At 44.6% G+C, this 16,960-nt stretch carries 13 protein-coding genes and 1 tRNA gene; 10 read left to right on the forward strand and 4 right to left on the reverse strand.

Features of this window, described 5'->3' with window-relative positions; all coding sequences use genetic code 11:
* The first annotated feature begins 133 nt into the window (after positions 1 to 133).
* The 4 genes from HPY73_03230 to HPY73_03245 all read left to right on the forward strand — a co-directional run bounded on the left by HPY73_03230 (position 134) and on the right by HPY73_03245 (position 8,306).
* Entirely contained in the window at positions 134 to 4,903 is a 4,770-nt protein-coding gene (locus HPY73_03230) for a DEAD/DEAH box helicase (GenBank protein ID QLH74557.1), read from the forward strand.
* Entirely contained in the window at positions 4,900 to 6,651 is a 1,752-nt protein-coding gene (locus HPY73_03235; GenBank protein QLH74558.1) for a hypothetical protein, read from the forward strand. The genes HPY73_03230 and HPY73_03235 overlap by 4 nt, the downstream gene beginning before the upstream one ends.
* A complete protein-coding gene (locus HPY73_03240; protein QLH74559.1) occupies positions 6,626 to 7,945 on the forward strand; it encodes a hypothetical protein in 1,320 nt (439 codons plus the stop codon). The genes HPY73_03235 and HPY73_03240 overlap by 26 nt, the downstream gene beginning before the upstream one ends.
* A gap of 151 nt (positions 7,946 to 8,096) precedes the next feature.
* The gene (locus tag HPY73_03245; protein QLH74560.1) at positions 8,097 to 8,306 is read left to right on the forward strand and encodes a hypothetical protein; all 210 of its coding nucleotides are present in this window, start codon (positions 8,097 to 8,099) and stop codon (positions 8,304 to 8,306) included.
* Positions 8,307 to 8,312: 6 nt separating this feature from the next.
* Here HPY73_03245 and HPY73_03250 read toward each other — a convergent pair whose 3' ends face one another.
* Entirely contained in the window at positions 8,313 to 9,266 is a 954-nt protein-coding gene (locus HPY73_03250) for a hypothetical protein (GenBank protein ID QLH74561.1), read from the reverse strand.
* A 67-nt stretch (positions 9,267 to 9,333) separates the two neighbouring features.
* Between HPY73_03250 and HPY73_03255 the strand changes: the two genes are divergently transcribed.
* The 4 genes from HPY73_03255 (at position 9,334) to HPY73_03270 (ending at position 12,946) form a co-directional block, all read left to right on the forward strand.
* Complete coding sequence (locus HPY73_03255; protein QLH74562.1) at positions 9,334 to 9,537, forward strand: hypothetical protein; 204 nt, start codon at positions 9,334 to 9,336, stop codon at positions 9,535 to 9,537.
* A 308-nt stretch (positions 9,538 to 9,845) separates the two neighbouring features.
* The gene (locus HPY73_03260; GenBank protein QLH74563.1) at positions 9,846 to 10,964 is read left to right on the forward strand and encodes a helix-turn-helix domain-containing protein; all 1,119 of its coding nucleotides are present in this window, start codon (positions 9,846 to 9,848) and stop codon (positions 10,962 to 10,964) included.
* Positions 10,965 to 11,127: 163 nt separating this feature from the next.
* On the forward strand, positions 11,128 to 11,742 hold the full coding sequence (locus HPY73_03265; protein QLH74564.1) for a recombinase family protein: 615 nt from the start codon (positions 11,128 to 11,130) through the stop codon (positions 11,740 to 11,742).
* Positions 11,729 to 12,946, forward strand: a complete 1,218-nt coding sequence (locus tag HPY73_03270) for a site-specific integrase (protein QLH74565.1) — start codon at positions 11,729 to 11,731, stop codon at positions 12,944 to 12,946. Before HPY73_03265 ends, HPY73_03270 begins: the two co-directional genes overlap by 14 nt.
* 3 nt (positions 12,947 to 12,949) lie before the next feature.
* Here the strand turns inward: HPY73_03270 and HPY73_03275 are convergent.
* A tRNA-Leu gene (locus tag HPY73_03275) sits at positions 12,950 to 13,032 on the reverse strand.
* Positions 13,033 to 13,116: 84 nt separating this feature from the next.
* Between HPY73_03275 and HPY73_03280 the strand changes: the two genes are divergently transcribed.
* Complete coding sequence (locus HPY73_03280; protein QLH74566.1) at positions 13,117 to 13,830, forward strand: glycerol-3-phosphate acyltransferase; 714 nt, start codon at positions 13,117 to 13,119, stop codon at positions 13,828 to 13,830.
* 60 nt (positions 13,831 to 13,890) lie between these two features.
* Positions 13,891 to 14,601 (forward strand): glycerol-3-phosphate acyltransferase, encoded by a 711-nt coding sequence (locus tag HPY73_03285; GenBank protein ID QLH74567.1) that lies wholly within the window; start codon positions 13,891 to 13,893, stop codon positions 14,599 to 14,601.
* Here HPY73_03285 and HPY73_03290 read toward each other — a convergent pair.
* Positions 14,587 to 16,188: a hypothetical protein gene (locus HPY73_03290; protein QLH74568.1), complete on the reverse strand. Its 1,602-nt coding sequence runs from the start codon at positions 16,186 to 16,188 to the stop codon at positions 14,587 to 14,589. The genes HPY73_03285 and HPY73_03290 overlap by 15 nt on opposite strands.
* On the reverse strand, positions 16,101 to 16,937 hold the full coding sequence (locus tag HPY73_03295; GenBank protein ID QLH74569.1) for a hypothetical protein: 837 nt from the start codon (positions 16,935 to 16,937) through the stop codon (positions 16,101 to 16,103). The genes HPY73_03290 and HPY73_03295 overlap by 88 nt, the downstream gene beginning before the upstream one ends.
* Between the last annotated feature and the right edge of the window lie 23 nt (positions 16,938 to 16,960).

Raw genomic sequence — 16,960 nt, forward strand, 5'->3', positions numbered from 1 at the left:
TTTCAATTTAATTGTCAAACGAATGAACAAAATGTTACCGACATAGTCGAATAATTTATGTTGTTTAAACCGACCAATAATCGATGGGTTAGATTTATTGATAATGAAATATCTACAACCCCTGGCGATTTGATTGGCGGGGGAAGAGTTAATCAAGGATGTCAAGGAAATTTATCATAAGCTTATTCGTCGGGAATACTCCAAATATGAGCAATCCAAGACGATTAAGAGCGTTTCCCTTCAAACCAAAGACTTTGATGAATTGGGCATCCATCCAGATTTTCTGGAATACCTTGTTGATAATGGCTATTTAATTAAGCTTGGAGATGGTGAATATCGAACCCTCCTGATGGATGTCGTTTTCCGCTCGGCGGATGTGCGAGTAAAATATGGTGGAACAAAATATGTGCTGGAATCCGAGTTGAAGCTAAAGGTTCGTCCAATTTTGAGGCATGATTATATAAAATTTGAAAGAGAAGATAAAGAGCTTCGAGAGCTTAAGGAATCGATAACAAGAAAGCTGGGCAATAGTAAGCTAACTGAAAATTTTCTCATGGCCTTGAGTCGGTCTGGGGTAATTGGATTATCAAAATATCAATATCAATCAATAATCAGCATTCTTAATAGTGACAAAGATGTTGTGGTCTCTGCTCCAACGGCATTTGGCAAGACCTATACATTTGTTATCCCAATGCTTGTAGAATGCCTCAAAGCGGATATTGAGGGGGCTAATGGTTCAACAGCTGTAATTTTCTACCCTCGAAAATCACTTGGCTCCGACCAGATGGGCAAGTTGATTAAATTGGTGGATAACATTAACACATGTTGTGGAACGAAGATAACCATTGGTATCGATGAGGGAGACACAAAGAAACGGGCAGAAATTAGAGATGGAGAAATTTTTCGAGGAATTAAGTGCCCCCACCACGATGAACAAACATTATCGTTTCTTGACAAGCGTGTTTATTGCCCAAAAGGTCATCATTATCTTGATTTCATTAATTCTTCAAAGGATAGTTTTAAAACCAATCCACCCAGCATTGTTATTACTAACATCTACTCGTACCCATACAGATTATCAAATACGGCAAACTGGACCAACGGCTATCTTAATAAGGACATCAAATTTTTCATATTCGATGAAATCCACGCATATCGGGGTATTGTCGCTGGAATGCTGAAGTATTTTATAGGAATCCTTAGGAGTCTAGTTGCACCTAACGCGAGGGTTGTTCTTTCTTCTGCAACAATCCCTCACTTAGAGGACTTTGTTACTGAGATAACATCAAAAAAATTAGACAACATGCTCGACTTGGTTTATAAGGAGAGTCGATATGGTCGAGATTCGGAGAAGTTGGAACTTTATCTCCTGGTGGGTATTAATCCATACACCTCTTGGGAAACCTACACCCACGAATTAGCTATCTACCTATCTTCAGTGAATAGGTTGAGAGAAAATAAGAACCTCCAGAGTTTGATTTTCATTGACAGCGTAAAAAATATCAACCGAGTCTATGGGCAGGCGAGGGAAGCTATCAAACTCGGTGACCCGAAAGACCATTTCAATTCAGCAATTGATGTGAGACACCCTTATTCTTATTGGGCATATAACGACAAGTTTAAAGTCAATCCAGAAGAGATTGATACAAGTAAAGAACTGCTGGAATTGAGAAAGGAAATAGATTCTAATCTAAGCTATCACTATTCTCAGAGGCCGGACCGCTTCGAAATCGAAGAGAAAATTAAGAAAGGAAATATCGATGTTGTATTCACTACATCGACTCTTGAACTCGGGGTGGATTATGATAATGTCTCTGTTGTGGTGAATGCGGGAATACCATTTAGCTTAGAGAGCATTGTCCAGCGTGTTGGTAGGGCAGGAAGGAAAGAAAGTACAACGCTGAATACTTCGTTATCTATTGTAGTTGTGAAGAACAATCCGCTCCAATATTTTTACCTGTATAAGGGCATCGATTTCCTCATCGACCCTGACATGATGCAGAAGATACCAGTCTCGTTCAACAACCAGTTTGTCATACTTTATTCCTCGATGCTGTATTCAGTAGCCACATTTGCAAAGCAAGGAGGCGATGTTAAGGGTAATGTTAACACGCTCCGGTCCATCATTGATTATATCGATAAAAACGAGACCAGGATTAGAGCGGAACTGGGTATGCGGGTAGACTTCTCTAAAATAAGAGAAAACACAAAGAAAATTATTGAGATATTGGGTAGAGATGATATTGATGACAAGTGCAAAGAAGTGCAGTCGTATTTGAATTCCTTGTGGTTGAAGGATTCTTTGCTAGAAATCGACCAAGACATTGGGCGTATAGTTGAGATGGTTGAATCCAGCATGGAAAGAGTAGCTACAAGAGAAAGAGAGCACTTTCAAAAACATCTATCCTCGATTAAGGACCTTAGAAAACATATATTAGACGAAACCATCGAATTGGATGAACTGGAAGTTATTTTGTGTAATCTGCAAAACGAGGTAGACCAAACAAAAAATATGATTAGGTCGCAGCAGCACCCACTTATTGAGAGCAAGAAAGAGTTGCAAGACCTTTCCCAATCACTGTTCGATGCTGCTGAGGGGGCTGGAAAAACCACCGCCACCAAAGGTAAGCTTACCAAAGAGCAGTATGGTATATTCTCGCGCGCCTGTGAAATTCATAAAAGTATGAGCGACCACATTATCAAGCTCATAGAAACTCTGGTTGGAGTCAAATTCATGGGCACTCAGTTCATGGACCAATTGATTTTCATTAAACCAATGCATCAATCTGGAAATGGGGAGGAGGAATTCCTGACCAATGTTGTTGAGCGCATACCCCCCTTTGAACTAGCCAATGTCCCATTTGAATCTAAAGAAGCTCGAGAATTGACTAACGCTGTGGGCGCTCGGCATGTATGGTTCCCCAAGCCAAAATATCGATACATTTTGACTCCAGACGCAGTTCCAAGGCTAATAACCAACCTTGACACCAACGGTTTATCAGGTGGGGTCGCCTCTAAAATGGGAAGCCTGATGGTCCCTGAGTCCATAGAGCTTATTGATGTTTCTGCATTGGATAAACCTCTCATTATTAGGGTTGGTACCCGTCAGGGACCGCCTCTCTACATAAAATATGGTTCTGATTCCTTCTCCGGCTCCAAAGTACGGGGGCAATATCCCATACCAAGGAATATCAGGAGCATGTATCAAGAGTGGAAGTTGAAAAATTATAATTTGGTCAAGGAGGCTACCCTCGCTGAAATCGAGCTGATGGATGAGAGGATAATCAACCAAGACAATAACAGATGGGGTCTTAACTTCAGATATGTGTCGATGTGTAGACAGGGATTCTGTATAACGACGGACCCTTTTGATGTCCAGTGTCCCAAGGAAGTACAGAAAGAATGTACCGTGGGAACTGCTTGCGGAGGAACTCGACATTGGAACAAATACAGAAAAATGTTCCCGAAGTTCAACCTTCGTCTCACTGTTGAAAATGTAGCTGAGGAAAAAACTCCCCTGGTTATGGGAATGAGTACAAGAACTTATGAGGACCTGCAAGACGATATTGATTTCATCTACTCCTCGGCTTACACTTACCTTCCATATGGTTTCAACGATTATATGACCAGGGAAATCGAACTCGTTCCTTTTGGGTATAAAGCCAAGACATCATACATTGTCTTTAACCTCAATCGGATACTTGTTGATGCCATCGCCTCATCTGTCATCTCCTCAGATGCCAGACTACTCGACCTATTAAAATTTAAGTTCTATATGTATGGCCAGAGCAAGACTAGTAAATCAACGATGGACGCTTCGGTTATGAGTTTGAGGTACGATGGTTATAATATTGACACATCCTCATCAGATTTCAAAGATTTCATTCGTGAATCTCTAGTCCATTCGATGGCCCACATGTTCTATTCATACCTTGCAGTCGAGAAAATCGGGGTTGAACCAGACAAGATGGTGTATTTTATCAAAGGTACAACAATATTCATTCTTGAAAACTCGAAGAACGATGGTATCGGAATTGTTGAAACAGTACGAAACGAACTGAAAGATGGTGAAAATAAGTTTTTCAAGGAATTTTTTGAATGGTCCAACTGGCAGTTTAAGACTCATCAAGAAAGAGTGGGCAAGGCCGAGAGTATTTTGAGAGAAGATGCCCAGAAATCTTTAGAGCTGTTAAAAGTAAACCCAACCACCTCGAAAATTATTAACGAGAGCCTGGCAGAACTTCAAAAGCTGACGGGAATGATAAAAAAGAATGTTCCTCTTGACTTTATCGATATTACAACTTTCCGCCAATTATATATAAACGAAGTTAGGCCAAATGAGGACATATCTGAGTATATTATGACCCTTATTAATTCCCAAGATGGAATACATATTTGTTCTGATGGTTGTACAGAATGTCTGGTCTTCCCAAATGGGTGTTCCGAACCGTTCTCTCAGGTATATATTGTGTCCAGGAACTTGATTAATAAATTTATCGGAGCTGTACAGAAGGGAAGTCTGCCAATAGTTAGAAAGGGTCTGGGTGAACTTATTAATGCCTTAATGGATGTCTCTGAAGAAATTATTGTGAAATCACCCTTTGTAGATTCATACGGTCTTGATATGTTGCTTAAACAGGCCAAAGATGGAAAAAAGGTTCTCCTCATTACCCGAGATAAAACTGTTGAAGAACTGGGCGTACACCCCGAAATAAAAATAAAAGCTAGTTCCTCTGAGAGATTCCACTCCAAGTTATATTACTTCAAGATTGATGGTCAGGAATTAGCGGTTCAGGGTTCGCTCAATCTTATCAAAAGCAGCTTAGTAGATAATGAAGAAACGATTACCGTGGTTTGGGACAAGGACCAGGTGTCGTCCCTTTATGACAGTGTGAGGTTATGAGACTGGTGGATAGATTACCTGGGGAACTATTGGATTCTACCAATAGCTTTTCTAAGCAACTGGAGTGGGGGCGGAGGATACCGGTGTATGAAGTCCACAAATGGTGGGCTAGGCGTTACTCTGGCATCACACGCCTATTTCTCTTATATTCGAGATTAAACGCTGATGCAGTTCGGAGGGTCACTAACTTCGATGATTATGTTAATAATTTATACTGGACACCCCCACCAATTGCTAAATCGACCCTTTTAGACCCTTTCTGCGGTGGGGGGACTATTGTACTTGAGGGTTCAAAATTGGGTTTCAATTCTTATGGTATCGAAATAAACAAACTAGCATACACTGTGCTATCATCATACAAAGGAATTGACAAAATGGACTTAAATGATTTTAGGGAGAAATTGAAGAAATTTGCTGACCAAAATAACGAAAAATTGTGGTCTACAAAATGTAACCATGGCCATACGGCATTCATTGTACATACCCACCTCGTTTGGAAGGATAAAGGTGGCCAATCCCAGTTTATGAGTAACCTTATTAAGAAAGTGGGAAATGGTGGCATATATTATTGTGAGAATTGTAATAAAATAATTGAATCCGATAATCGCCTAAGCAAATGCACCAACTGCAACAATGTTTTTAATAGGAGTGTAAAGGGAGAACATGGTTCCATTGCCCCTTATGCGATTGAATATTATTGCCCCATTTGCGCTGAGAGGGGCTTTAAAGTTATGAACAAGTATGACCACGAACAATTCTCAAAAGTTCATCCATCTGAACCTATTTCGTGTCCAATTATCCCGAATCTTAACGAAACTAAGCGTCTAGTGAATAAGGGCTTTACACATTTTGAGGAATTGCTTACTCCGAGACAGCTCTACTCTTTCAAACATTTTATGGAATATTTTAAACGCACTGAGTATGCAGGAATAAGTAAACTTATGGTTTCTGATTCGCTAAGGTCATGTTCATTGTTTGCCTACTATTCCAGCACCTATGCCAAGGTAATTCCTGGTTTTGTCATAAAAGGATACTGGCTTCCCCTCCAACCTGCGGAGTTAAATCCGACCGCATATAGACCATCTGGAGAAGGAATGTTCCCACTGGGTAGGGGGAATCTTATCTCTTCCTATCGCAAGCTTTCCAACATTCGAAATTATTGTCAAAAATACAATTATGATTTTCATATCTTACATGGCCCCGCCCAAGAACGACTGAAAGAGATTAAATCTAAATTCGATGTAATTTTTACAGACCCACCATATGCTGATTATCAATATTATTCCGATTTATCGCTATTCAATCTTTCAATAATTAACGAACTCGACGAGAAAATACTAAATGATATGACCAGAGACGAGATAGTTCTCAGAAACGAGGATGGAGTTGAAGAGTATAAATCAGGATTGAAAAATATCTTGGGCCAGTCTGTAACAAAAATGAAGGATGATGGAAGATTGCTCCTCACATTCCATCATTCAAACAATGCGCACTTGGCTACCCTTATCGAGGTATTTAAGTCGCTAGAGCTCAACCTTAATGCTGTATACCCAGTGATGGGGGAAAGTGGTGGTGGTTTAGCTAAGAGGAAGTTGTATCTCGACCTCTTATTCGTTCTGTCCAAGGAAGAACTAGAGACATATACAGTTGGAACTAAGGTCCATTGCACTGAAAGCGACCGGAAGTTAATATCTTTGCTTGATGATATTGTGGCGTTTTACAATGAGGGAATTCAGCTGCCAGCTTAACCTGCAACAAAAGCAGGAGCTTGTAATAAATCCCATACTTGATTTCTTCACTATCCTAGAAAAATCAAAAATCAATGTAGTGTACAACCCATTCCTTAAGAAATATTGCACTGTAAGAAGGAACCTTGGCACTTTCCCAGTATATGTTCCAGAAGTGGGCCACATGCTATCCTTGGAGACCGTCTCCGAAGAGGTCTCTAAGGAATTCTACGATGAAACCAGGACCTACGAGGGCTTCCAATCAAAAGAGAGAGTAATGACTGCCAAACTTTACAATCACGACCCCGATTTGAATCGAGTCGTAACTTGGGGGAATTACTCTTCGTTCGCCGTGCCTGACAGATTATACAAATTATACCTTTCAAACCTTCTAAACGACTTCCTATTTTCACCGTCCGTGATAAGGAGACGCACATTAATCTCTCCTAACCGGTGGTTCATAATTGAATCCCAGAACAACTACCATTTTAAATGCACAGCGAACTACAATATTGGACTAATTCATCTCACAAAAGAATCTCTCAGGGAGGCAAGGAAGGTCAATGTTTGGCTCAATGCCCCCCAGGAAGTCTATGAGGTTAAAGCTGGTTTCGTTAAGTTCTCAACATTTGGTGATGTCCTCTTTACGAATGGGGTTTTCGTCCACTTCCCTACAGACCCAACAGAATTGGAACCCAGAATTGGCCCCAATGGGGAGTACTTTATATGTTTTATGATGAGCCTTAATGAATATACAACTAACTGGCCATCTTTCTCTACTAGCTTTGGTCGGAATGTGGTCAACATCAACCTCATCGAAAATCTATCTGAATTAGTATTCTCACCATACGAGTTATTCCCATTTATCTTTCCGAATTATATCGGGGCTACTCGTGGTCTGGATTCGCTTGTTTATGAATTCATGGTTGGAAAGGATACGTTTGACAGAATTGTTGGTAGGTTGATGCGTTTCAGCTCAAACCAAAACGCATTCCTTTTAGATGATTACACTGCGTTCGTTGAGGATTACAACAAGTTGTTAAGGATTGAACTGGAGGAGGGCATATATTCGGTTAGATGGCTTAACCCATCTGTTCTCCCTTTTTTAATAAAACGATACCCTGAAGGGCGCAGAGACATTAATGCGATGCTAGATAACCAAGACCTGCTCAAAGCTCTGAGTGAGGTCAACGCAGAATTCGCAAATTCCAAGACCGGATGTCCAAGATACATGTTCTTAGCTGGTTTAGGTAGATATTCATCTCCTCGGAGAACATGGTTATTGAAATATTATGACGCCTGGACCAAGAGCTGACATCTATTAACTGAATTGAGTTCACACATTGTTCGTTTTGAGGACCCATTTCTGAACGCACATTGTACTGACTGAGTATTTGACAGGGAACAGATACGGACCTAATTGTATTCTGATAATTGTATATATGTTTAAATTAGTATCCAGATATATGGAGAAAAGGGCTCTAAAGATTGATGAAAAAACCTATCAAAAACTGGTAAAAGAGGTTGGAAATCCAACAAAATCAAAAATTCGAATCGATGTTGGATTGGCAGTGGCGATGTTCAATATGGGGTGGAGCTATCGACAGATAGGAAAGCACTTCGGGGTCTCAGGAATGACGGTCAAGAGGCGTTTGAAGGAGTCGCGTCTAGTTTAGATATTGTCATTTTCTAACATCATAGCAAGGTAGAGCTATTCTTGACATTATCAAGGGACCATTCATTTCCATCAATGGCTTAACAATATTATCGATTAGCTCACGGATGTCTCTTTTCGTATTTTCTGTGATTTTCCTTTTTCCCTTTTTTCCGTTTTTATTTCGAATCGCCATCGACTCGATACTTTTTCTAATTCTGTCTTGAAAATGAACATCTTCAATCATTCCCAATCCACTATTGTCATAGAGCATTTTGACCAATGCGCGTAGCTTCCTGTCTTTAAGTTGTCTCTCATTTACGCGGACAACCTTCACAAATTTTACATCGTTGAAATTGGAGCTGAGTGATTTGTCAACACTTTCCTTCTCTTCAATTACCCATCCAAGCTGCATAAATTCATTTGTTAACCTTTCGTGAAATCTGACAAGGGCATAAGCTATCTTAGGGAGGTTAGGATTCTTATTTGGCTCAAAGATAATTTGCCTCAATACACACTCTCGAAGCTCATAGATGAGATAGATTGCCCATTTGTTCCCAAGAGCCTTCATTTGATTCTGGACATCCTTCTTGAAGGGGTTCACGATAGATTCGCCACATTTACTTGGGAAAACCAATTGAGCGTTCTGACCTGCGTATACAATATCGTTGGCAGTCAGAATAATTCTGTCCACATCAGTTGCTAAGCTCTGATTTTTATCGGTATTCAAATAATATCTCTTACCTATTTTTTGGACTAGATTATGAAATTTGAGCACTTTAAGGACTTTGTGTAATCTGGCCTTATCTATTGACTTGTTATTCTCAAATTTATTCTGACCATATAATGGAAACTCCTTTTTTAACAACTCAGTGAATGTAGCACCTTCACCCATGACCATTTTATCCGCCAAACATGCCAGTATTGATGAGTATGGTCTTCTACGCATCACTTGTTCTCTTGTCAATTTTTTCCTGGCCATGATTATCATAATTAGTTGTCAAAAATAAGAACTTTCCTTATCTAAATTGACAGGCTTGAATACAATCATGAAACAACCAGTGAGTGTTGAAATTAGAACCCAGTTGTACGAACGCGTCCAGATAATCGCTGAGAGCGAGGACATGTCGCCAGAGGAGCTAATCGACCATGCCATTAGGACCTATGCCGAAGGGTGGGAGAGCTACTCAGAGGATGAAGAGGATGTAGACGAGGAATCGGAGGAACTGGATGAGGAAATCGATGACAACTAAGCTAGACTAAGCAACGGAAGTGATTGTTATGAATAATGTAAGCAACGACAAGGGCCTATCCCGCGCCATCATCCTGAGGTGCTCGGACAAGGCTTTTATTAATTTATTGGAATTAATAAAAGGTTATCCGGAGTGCTACATCGTCTTCTCGAAGTCCAGCCCATTCAGGCTTGTCGTCAGGGAAGAGGGATGGTAGATGTTCATCAAGAGAGCTTGCTCTCGCTCCTTCGTATCTGTCCACCTGACATGCGTAGCTGACGCTGTTCAAAACAATGTTGGATTTGAGTTGGATTTGGGGGCTGTACTCCTTGCCTAAGTTCATGTGCAGTCCGCTCAAACTCCGCATCTACAGTTTAGCCGTCGATGGGAGGGGTCGTGGTTCGGGGTTTGCAATTCCGGAGATAGCCAGGATTGTTCACTTAAGTGAGGAGCGTGTCCGGGTCGTACTTAGGCAGCATGAGAGGGACGGGTATATCGCCAAGGTCCCTCACACAAAGAGACCCATAGCTTGGGTCAGAGGCCCCTGCTCCAACATACTGGATGAGTTGATAATCCGCTCGGAATCCAATATTGACGGTGAGACCGTCAATCCCAACTTCGAAGGGGACCGTAAATCCCAACAAATCAATGTTGGAGAATCAGCCACGCTTAAGCAGGTACGGGCCTCGCGGGCACATCTGAACGGTCGAATCATGTTCGAGGTGAGCAAGCTAGGTGACATGAATCAAATTAGAAGGGTTGATGCTCAAGGCCGTGTCGAAAAATACAATTTGTTCCCGAAGGAGCCATATCTGAACAATCACAACACCGAATACTGGAAGACCGACTTGCCCTATCACGGACGCGAAGTTCCTATAGAGCTCATATGCACAAAGAAAGTATGCAAATTGTCCGTCTTTGGATTGGAGCTTTCGCTAACAAAGAGTCAGATAGAGTCTGACAAGGAGTTGATGGAAAATTTAGCAGTCGAGGTCACCTCTGACTTGGTAAAGTTCGGGGGGTGGGTCCTTGGTCCGGCCAAATTCATCGGGAAAGTGGAGCATGCGTTTCTAGGGGATGACTGCCCAATCGACATGCCACACATAGAGAAGAGGGGCGATTCGAGAATATTCACAGACCATTCGCACGGTGAACGGGAGCTTGAAACAACCGACCACAAATTGGTAGCTACCCTCTGTACGCTTCCAGAGGAAATTGATGAAATCAAGGACATCCAGAAGGAGCACTCCATCAGATTGCTGTTGCATGAGGACTTGATTAAAACCCAGGGAGAAATGTTCAAGACTCTTTCACAGCTCCAACGGCTCGAAAGGGAGTCCGAGAAGTCAAGGGCGTCTCAAATCGAGGATGCTGGAAAGAACAAAGAATCAGAGTCGCCCAAGGGGACAGTCGCAAACGGTGCAGATAACGAGGTGATGTATCGTTGAAAGTACCAATCCGAGTCGTCTGGCAGGACTACAGGATTGATTATAAATCTCATACTGGCTCCTGGTGTCCATTTTTCGGTATCTTCTGCCCCCACTGCCCATTCGTTATATCGTGCATGGGCAAGAGGGGGAGCTGTGTCAACGCTAAGGGGGCGAGGTAGCCATGCGTGTAGCTCTATACGCCAGAGTGTCTCGCTCAGACAAGGACCAGAACCCTGAGAACCAGCTCCTTAAGCTTAGAGGATACGCCCTGAAGCATGGATGGTCCGTCTATAAGGAATACATAGACTATGCTAGCGGAGCTGCCCCAACTAGACCGGCATTTGACAAGATGATGTCCGAGGCCAGGGGGCGGCATTTTGACATAATCTTGGTCGTCAGAATCGACAGAATGGCCCGTTCGGTCAAGCAATTGTGGGCAAATGTGGAGAAATTGAATCACCACGGCGTATGCTTTGCATGCACAGACCAAGAAATCGACACGAGTAGCCCGACTGGAAAATTGACTTTCACAATCCTCGGGGCGGTGGCAGAGCTTGAGCTAGAATTAATCCGCGAGAGAACGAAGGATGGTCTTGAGCGGGCGAGGTCGCAGGGTAAGCGCCTAGGGAGGCCCCCGAATCCGACCTTGGATTCTCAGATTTCCAACCTAAGAAAACAGGGGCTGAGCTACAGAGAAATCGGGATTCAGGTCGGATTGAGCCATCAGGCGGTTAAGCAGCGCCTTAAGCGGATGGGGTACAAAAAGGGGAGCAGTTTAGAAAATGAAGCCAGCTAAGATTGGGTCTGTCGCCCAAGGCGGGGCTTCAAAAACGGTCGATAAGTTTACAGGTCGCATCGTCGATTCCTCCCTTGAGGGCAAAGATGCTGCGCTTAAGCGTAGCGGTAATAAGCCCTCCGTTATCGGGAAAAAAGGCAGACCGGGAAGAAGAAGGGGGGCGAGGTCATTGGGTGGCCGATACCCCTTCTTAAGCTGGTTGAATAAATTACTTAAGAGCTGTGGACTGGCTGAGGCGACTATCGTTGAGAGGCGGAGAAGGTTGAAACGGATATACAAGGACCTCCTGGACCTACAATCGAAGGGTAAAATCGAAACGACCAATCCAGAGAAGATGTCGGAAAAAGATGTGGGTGCATTCGTCGATGCGATGTGTCAGAAGGGGAAGAAAGGCAAGGATTTCGAGCATGATATGACCGCCTTAAATACTCTTCTGAAATATGCGAACAATCTGGCCTTAGAATCCTACAAGAACAAACATGCAAGCCAATTCCGTAGGAGTATGAAGGTCAATAGACATCCATCGTTAAGTCCGGATGAATATGCTAGGATACTAGATAACGCCGATAAGGTCGAAACGAACGACTGGAATAAGATGGAGTCCTATGCAATAGTAATCCTGGGAATGGCGACCGGTGCAAGGCACAAAGAATTGAGGGAAGGTAAGTTGGATGACCTCACCCTCACGAATGGAAACGAATGCTATCACATCGAGCATCCAAAGGGAGAGGATACATACGGACAAACGAGGGATACAGTTGTAATGGCCGCGTGTGTGAAATTCCTTAAACGGTATCGTGAGAAAAGGCTGGCGATGCTGGCCAGATACCCGGACAATCTATACCTGTTTCCTGCCTTCAGGGATAAATTGGATGGGAAATTATCGACCAACAGCATCACGAAAATGGTTAGGATGGTCGGTAAGGAGTGTAGTGTCGAGGGTTTAGACCTCCACAAATGTCGGAGGACCTTCGGTCAGAAGCTCCTGGATGAGGAGGCTCGCATAGAATCAGTTAGCGTCCTCATGGGTCATGCCACCACCGCGATGACGGAGAAGTTCTATTGCCGTAGAAAACAGCAACAGGCGATAAATGATGCCCGGAACTTGATGGGGAATGTACCATCCAGTACTGTGCAAAATTCATTGCCAGATACCAAAAACCCTCTGATTGACAAAAAATACGAGATGTCTGGATATGCTTGAAAGTGCGGGGGGAGGGATTCGAACCCACGAACCACTAAGGACGGGATCTTAAGTCCCGCGCCTTTGGCCGACTTGGCTACCCCCGCATTGTTCAATGGCATGCCGACAGACTACATCAATCTTTTTTCAACATACGACCTTTTATCGGGCCAAACCATCATTATTCATCGATGACGACGGTACGCTCTTTCCAGGACCTTAGGTTGGGCATAAAGACCAAGGCATCTATCGTCGTCGTGGTACTGGCCTTTTTTATTTTGATTGCAGACTCGTACGCCGGAATCTTCGGGCCGTTGCTCGCTTACCTCTATGGGTCTATTCCCTTCGGATGGATGTTCGCAAAGGCCAGGACGGGCAAGGATATCTCGAAGGAAGGGTCAGGAAATCTTGGTGTGGCGAACTCGTTCAATGTTGCCGGCTACTCAGAGGGGATTTTCACCATCGTGACTGAGGCGTCAAAAGCTCTTTTGCCCCTCACCATCTCCTACTTTTTCTTTGATCTCGACTTAGAGCTGAGCTGCGTTCTGATCGCCGGCTCATTTTTAGGCGCCAATTTCTCTTTGTTTATAAGGTTCCAAGGCGGCATGGGTGTTACGATAGCGTTATGGTCCATGCTCATCCTCTCACCATTGACATTCATCATTGTTATGGTCTTGATGTTCGTCATATTGAAGACGGTGAAGGACACTTATCACGCTTCACTGCTTAATTTCGCAATAGCACCCCTCATTCTGTTGGTCGTTGATGGAAGGACGCCTCTTTTTCTGCTCGCTCTATTCATTGCGGCCATCTTCTTCCTAAAATATCGACGGTCGATGGATGAGTTCAGGTTGAGGGATGAGATGAAAAGGAGGAGAGCCGAGAGCCGTCAACGGGATAGATGAGCGGAAGATCGTCAGCTACCAAAACAGTATAAAATATCCTTCTCTGCCATCTTAACCACCATGGAGAATGCGGTGGACAGGTTCTTGAACAAGATCAACCTCACCCTGCCCGTAAAGGTCGCGATCGTTGGGGCAAGCCTTACGTTTTTATTTCTAATCGGAGAGGGCGCCGAGGAGAGTTTCGGCCCGTTTCTTGCATATCTCTACGGTTCGATACCCTTCGGATACCTGATAACAAAATATTGGACCGGCAAGAACATCACCGCCGAAGGGTCTGGCAACGTCGGGATGGCCAATTCATATAACGTGGGCGGCATGGTGCCCGCGATCGTCACCACATCAGGGGAGATATCAAAGGCCCTCCTCCCCCTCACAATAACATTCCTTTATTATGACCTGGACCTAAGGCTATCGTGCTTCCTATTGGCCGGCACCTATCTGGGGACCAACTTCTCTATATTCCTGAAGGGCAAGGGAGGGATGGGCACGACCATGATGCTTTGGTCGTTGCTAGTGCTGTCGCCCCTGTCCCTGGTGGCCATATTGGCATGCATGGTCGTCACCATGAAGGTCATGAAGGACACCTACCACATGGCGTTGTTGAACTATGCAATAGGTCCGTTCATCGTGTTCATCATCGACGGGCGGCCAATACTGGTCACTTTCGTGACGTTCGCGGCCATGATCTATCTCATAAAACTCAAGAGGGACATGGATGACCTTGGTGTTAGGCACAGGATGATGTCACAAAGAAGGTCAGGGTCCTTCTGATATACCTTCCAATACGACCTTGCCAGTATAGCCATCGACCACTACCATGCTCCCGTCCTCGATGTTCATGGCATGCTTGACCGAGACGACTGCCGGAATTCCGAACTCGCGGGCCACTATTGATGAATGCGACAGCATTCCTCCTGACTCTGAGACGACCGCCCCTGCCTTGGCGAATACTGAGCTCCAGCTGACGTCCGAAAATGGAATTATGATGATGTCTCCCTTTGCGACCTTCGCGAAGTCGCCGATCCCTCTGACGACCTTTGCCTTGCCCCTATAATAGCCTCCAGAGCTCGGTATTCCTGAAAGAATGTCCTTGGGACACGTCTCGAACGGAGGGGGATCCTCTCCGTATATTACCTCAGGCAATAGGACATTGGCGGTCCTGGCCATCTCGTCCTTCCTTTTCATCACCTCGTCTTTGAGACCTTCTGTCCTTCCTTCATGGATCGCTGACCTTATCTCCTCCAGATAAAGATAGAAAATGTCCTCGGGAACTTCTATCAAGCCCTTCTCAGAGAACCTTTTCCCTATCTCCAGATAATACCTTCTGAATATCCCGTATCCTTTCGTGTATGTAGAGCCCATTCTCTCCCTGAGGTCCGAGAAGAGGGCGGTTTTTCGTCCTATCCCTCTTATCATAAAACCTGAAATGGAAGGGCGACCAACATCTTTAGATCGCGTTTTTTCGATATTTTTTCCATCTGTTGTGTCCATCGCCAAGACCAGCTTCCATACTATCTCAGGATCCTCTCTCCATGGTACCTTGCTGAAATCATTCCCGCTCTCGCTGTAATGACCGTACTTGGAAAGGTACTCTCTAAGCAACGAGCTGACCATAGCTGCTTCTTCTATCTCCTCCAGCTCCGAGCACTTCGACGTTTCCACCTTCATCCTAACTTCTGGTGGGAGGGAGCCGATCGCTTTCCTCATCTCCTCGAGCTTTTTATGAGGGTATGCGTTTACGTATTTCCCGTCGGACGTCGACCAATTATAATGCTCAGCGAGAGCCTCTCTTTTTTGAAGGGCCCTTGCATAGATCTGAGCAAAGAGCATGGACAATATGTTGTAGTAGGCCGCCTTCTCGTTATATCTGAACAGGTCGTCCGATCTTTCCAAAAGATCGGTCTCGCTGGCCGAGGAAAGGTCCTCTTTTATCAGTCTATCATAATGGGGCTCTGCCTTCGCAATGAATCGGTCGATCTCGTGCCTGATATTGATCTTCGATAGGACGAACAGGGCTGCTCTGGGCGCAATTGCCATCATCTTTGGCTCGAACCTCATTTTTATCTTGCCCTTCCCAGACATCATGATCTCCAACGAGCTCCTGGGTAGTCCCATCTGTTCAAATATCCTCCCCACCTCGCCCATGTTGAAATAGGCCCTATAATGGAAAGCTCTCGCCAGTTCCAATGGGTCGATCCCTTTTACACCTGCGATCTCCTTGAAGAGCTTGACCCATGCACCATTCACCAAAGGTATATTTATGCTCCAGATCAGAGGCTTGACCTGGCCGGGCAGCATCTCCTTTGCAAGGCGGGAGGAGTAGATCGGTCTTCTCTCCACCTTTTGGACCGGACGCATCTGGACCCACCATATCCTACGCCCGTCGTAGACCCATTCAAGGTCCACCTCCTGTTTGAATATCGACCTGATGGACTCGGTCTCCAAAGCGACTTGGCCAACAAACCTTCGTCGATGTCCCACAGTGCACCTGTCACAAGACCGTCCTCCCATCTTGCGGTATCGGCCCCTTTTTGGACCAGAAGCTCACCGCTTCCTTTGACCGCCTCCACCACTGGTCTTTGTACGCCCGTCACAGGGTCCATGCTGAAAGAGACACCTGAGATCACCTGCGATACCATCTCCTGGACCAGAACTGCCATTAAGACCTTTTGGACGTCCCCTCCCATTCTGTCAGAATATTGCTTGACGCTGAATGTCGCGGCAGACTCCCAGACCTTTACGACGGCGTCTATAATCTCCTCCTTCCCTCTTACGTTCAAAAAGGTCGAGAACTGACCGGCGTAGGACCTTGACTCAAGGTCCTCTATGTTCGCGCTCGACCTGATGGCATACTTCTTGTTCGGGTCGAGGCTCGAGGAAACGGCCTTTTCCAGGTCAACCCGAACGGTCTGTGGGTCATCGAGAAAGGCCAGATACGCATAAGTCGGGACCACCCATGTTCTCGGGACATTGAACCCCTTCTCCATGAGCTTGACAAGGCCAACTGCCTTGGATCCAAACCGCTGCAGGTCGGTCCCTCGCTTCAGCTCTACTATAACACCACCCGTTCCGGTCCGGCCATGGTGGGTTTCCTTTCGGAGCGCCATCGTGATATCTACGGTCCTGGTCT

This window comes from Methanomassiliicoccales archaeon (assembly GCA_013415865.1).
Taxonomy (GTDB): domain Archaea; phylum Thermoplasmatota; class Thermoplasmata; order Methanomassiliicoccales; family UBA472; genus MVRC01.

Coding starts and splice junctions, on each gene's coding strand:
- HPY73_03265 (QLH74564.1), top strand. CDS start 11,128: ATGCGTGTAGCTCTATACGCCAGAGTGTCTCGCTCAGACAAGGACCAG.
- HPY73_03235 (QLH74558.1), top strand. CDS start 4,900: ATGAGACTGGTGGATAGATTACCTGGGGAACTATTGGATTCTACCAAT.
- HPY73_03290 (QLH74568.1), bottom strand. CDS start 16,188: ATGCGTCCGGTCCAAAAGGTGGAGAGAAGACCGATCTACTCCTCCCGC.
- HPY73_03240 (QLH74559.1), top strand. CDS start 6,626: ATGAGGGAATTCAGCTGCCAGCTTAACCTGCAACAAAAGCAGGAGCTT.
- HPY73_03250 (QLH74561.1), bottom strand. CDS start 9,266: ATGGCCAGGAAAAAATTGACAAGAGAACAAGTGATGCGTAGAAGACCA.
- HPY73_03255 (QLH74562.1), top strand. CDS start 9,334: ATGAAACAACCAGTGAGTGTTGAAATTAGAACCCAGTTGTACGAACGC.
- HPY73_03245 (QLH74560.1), top strand. CDS start 8,097: ATGGAGAAAAGGGCTCTAAAGATTGATGAAAAAACCTATCAAAAACTG.
- HPY73_03270 (QLH74565.1), top strand. CDS start 11,729: ATGAAGCCAGCTAAGATTGGGTCTGTCGCCCAAGGCGGGGCTTCAAAA.
- HPY73_03295 (QLH74569.1), bottom strand. CDS start 16,937: ATGGCGCTCCGAAAGGAAACCCACCATGGCCGGACCGGAACGGGTGGT.
- HPY73_03280 (QLH74566.1), top strand. CDS start 13,117: ATGACGACGGTACGCTCTTTCCAGGACCTTAGGTTGGGCATAAAGACC.
- HPY73_03285 (QLH74567.1), top strand. CDS start 13,891: ATGGAGAATGCGGTGGACAGGTTCTTGAACAAGATCAACCTCACCCTG.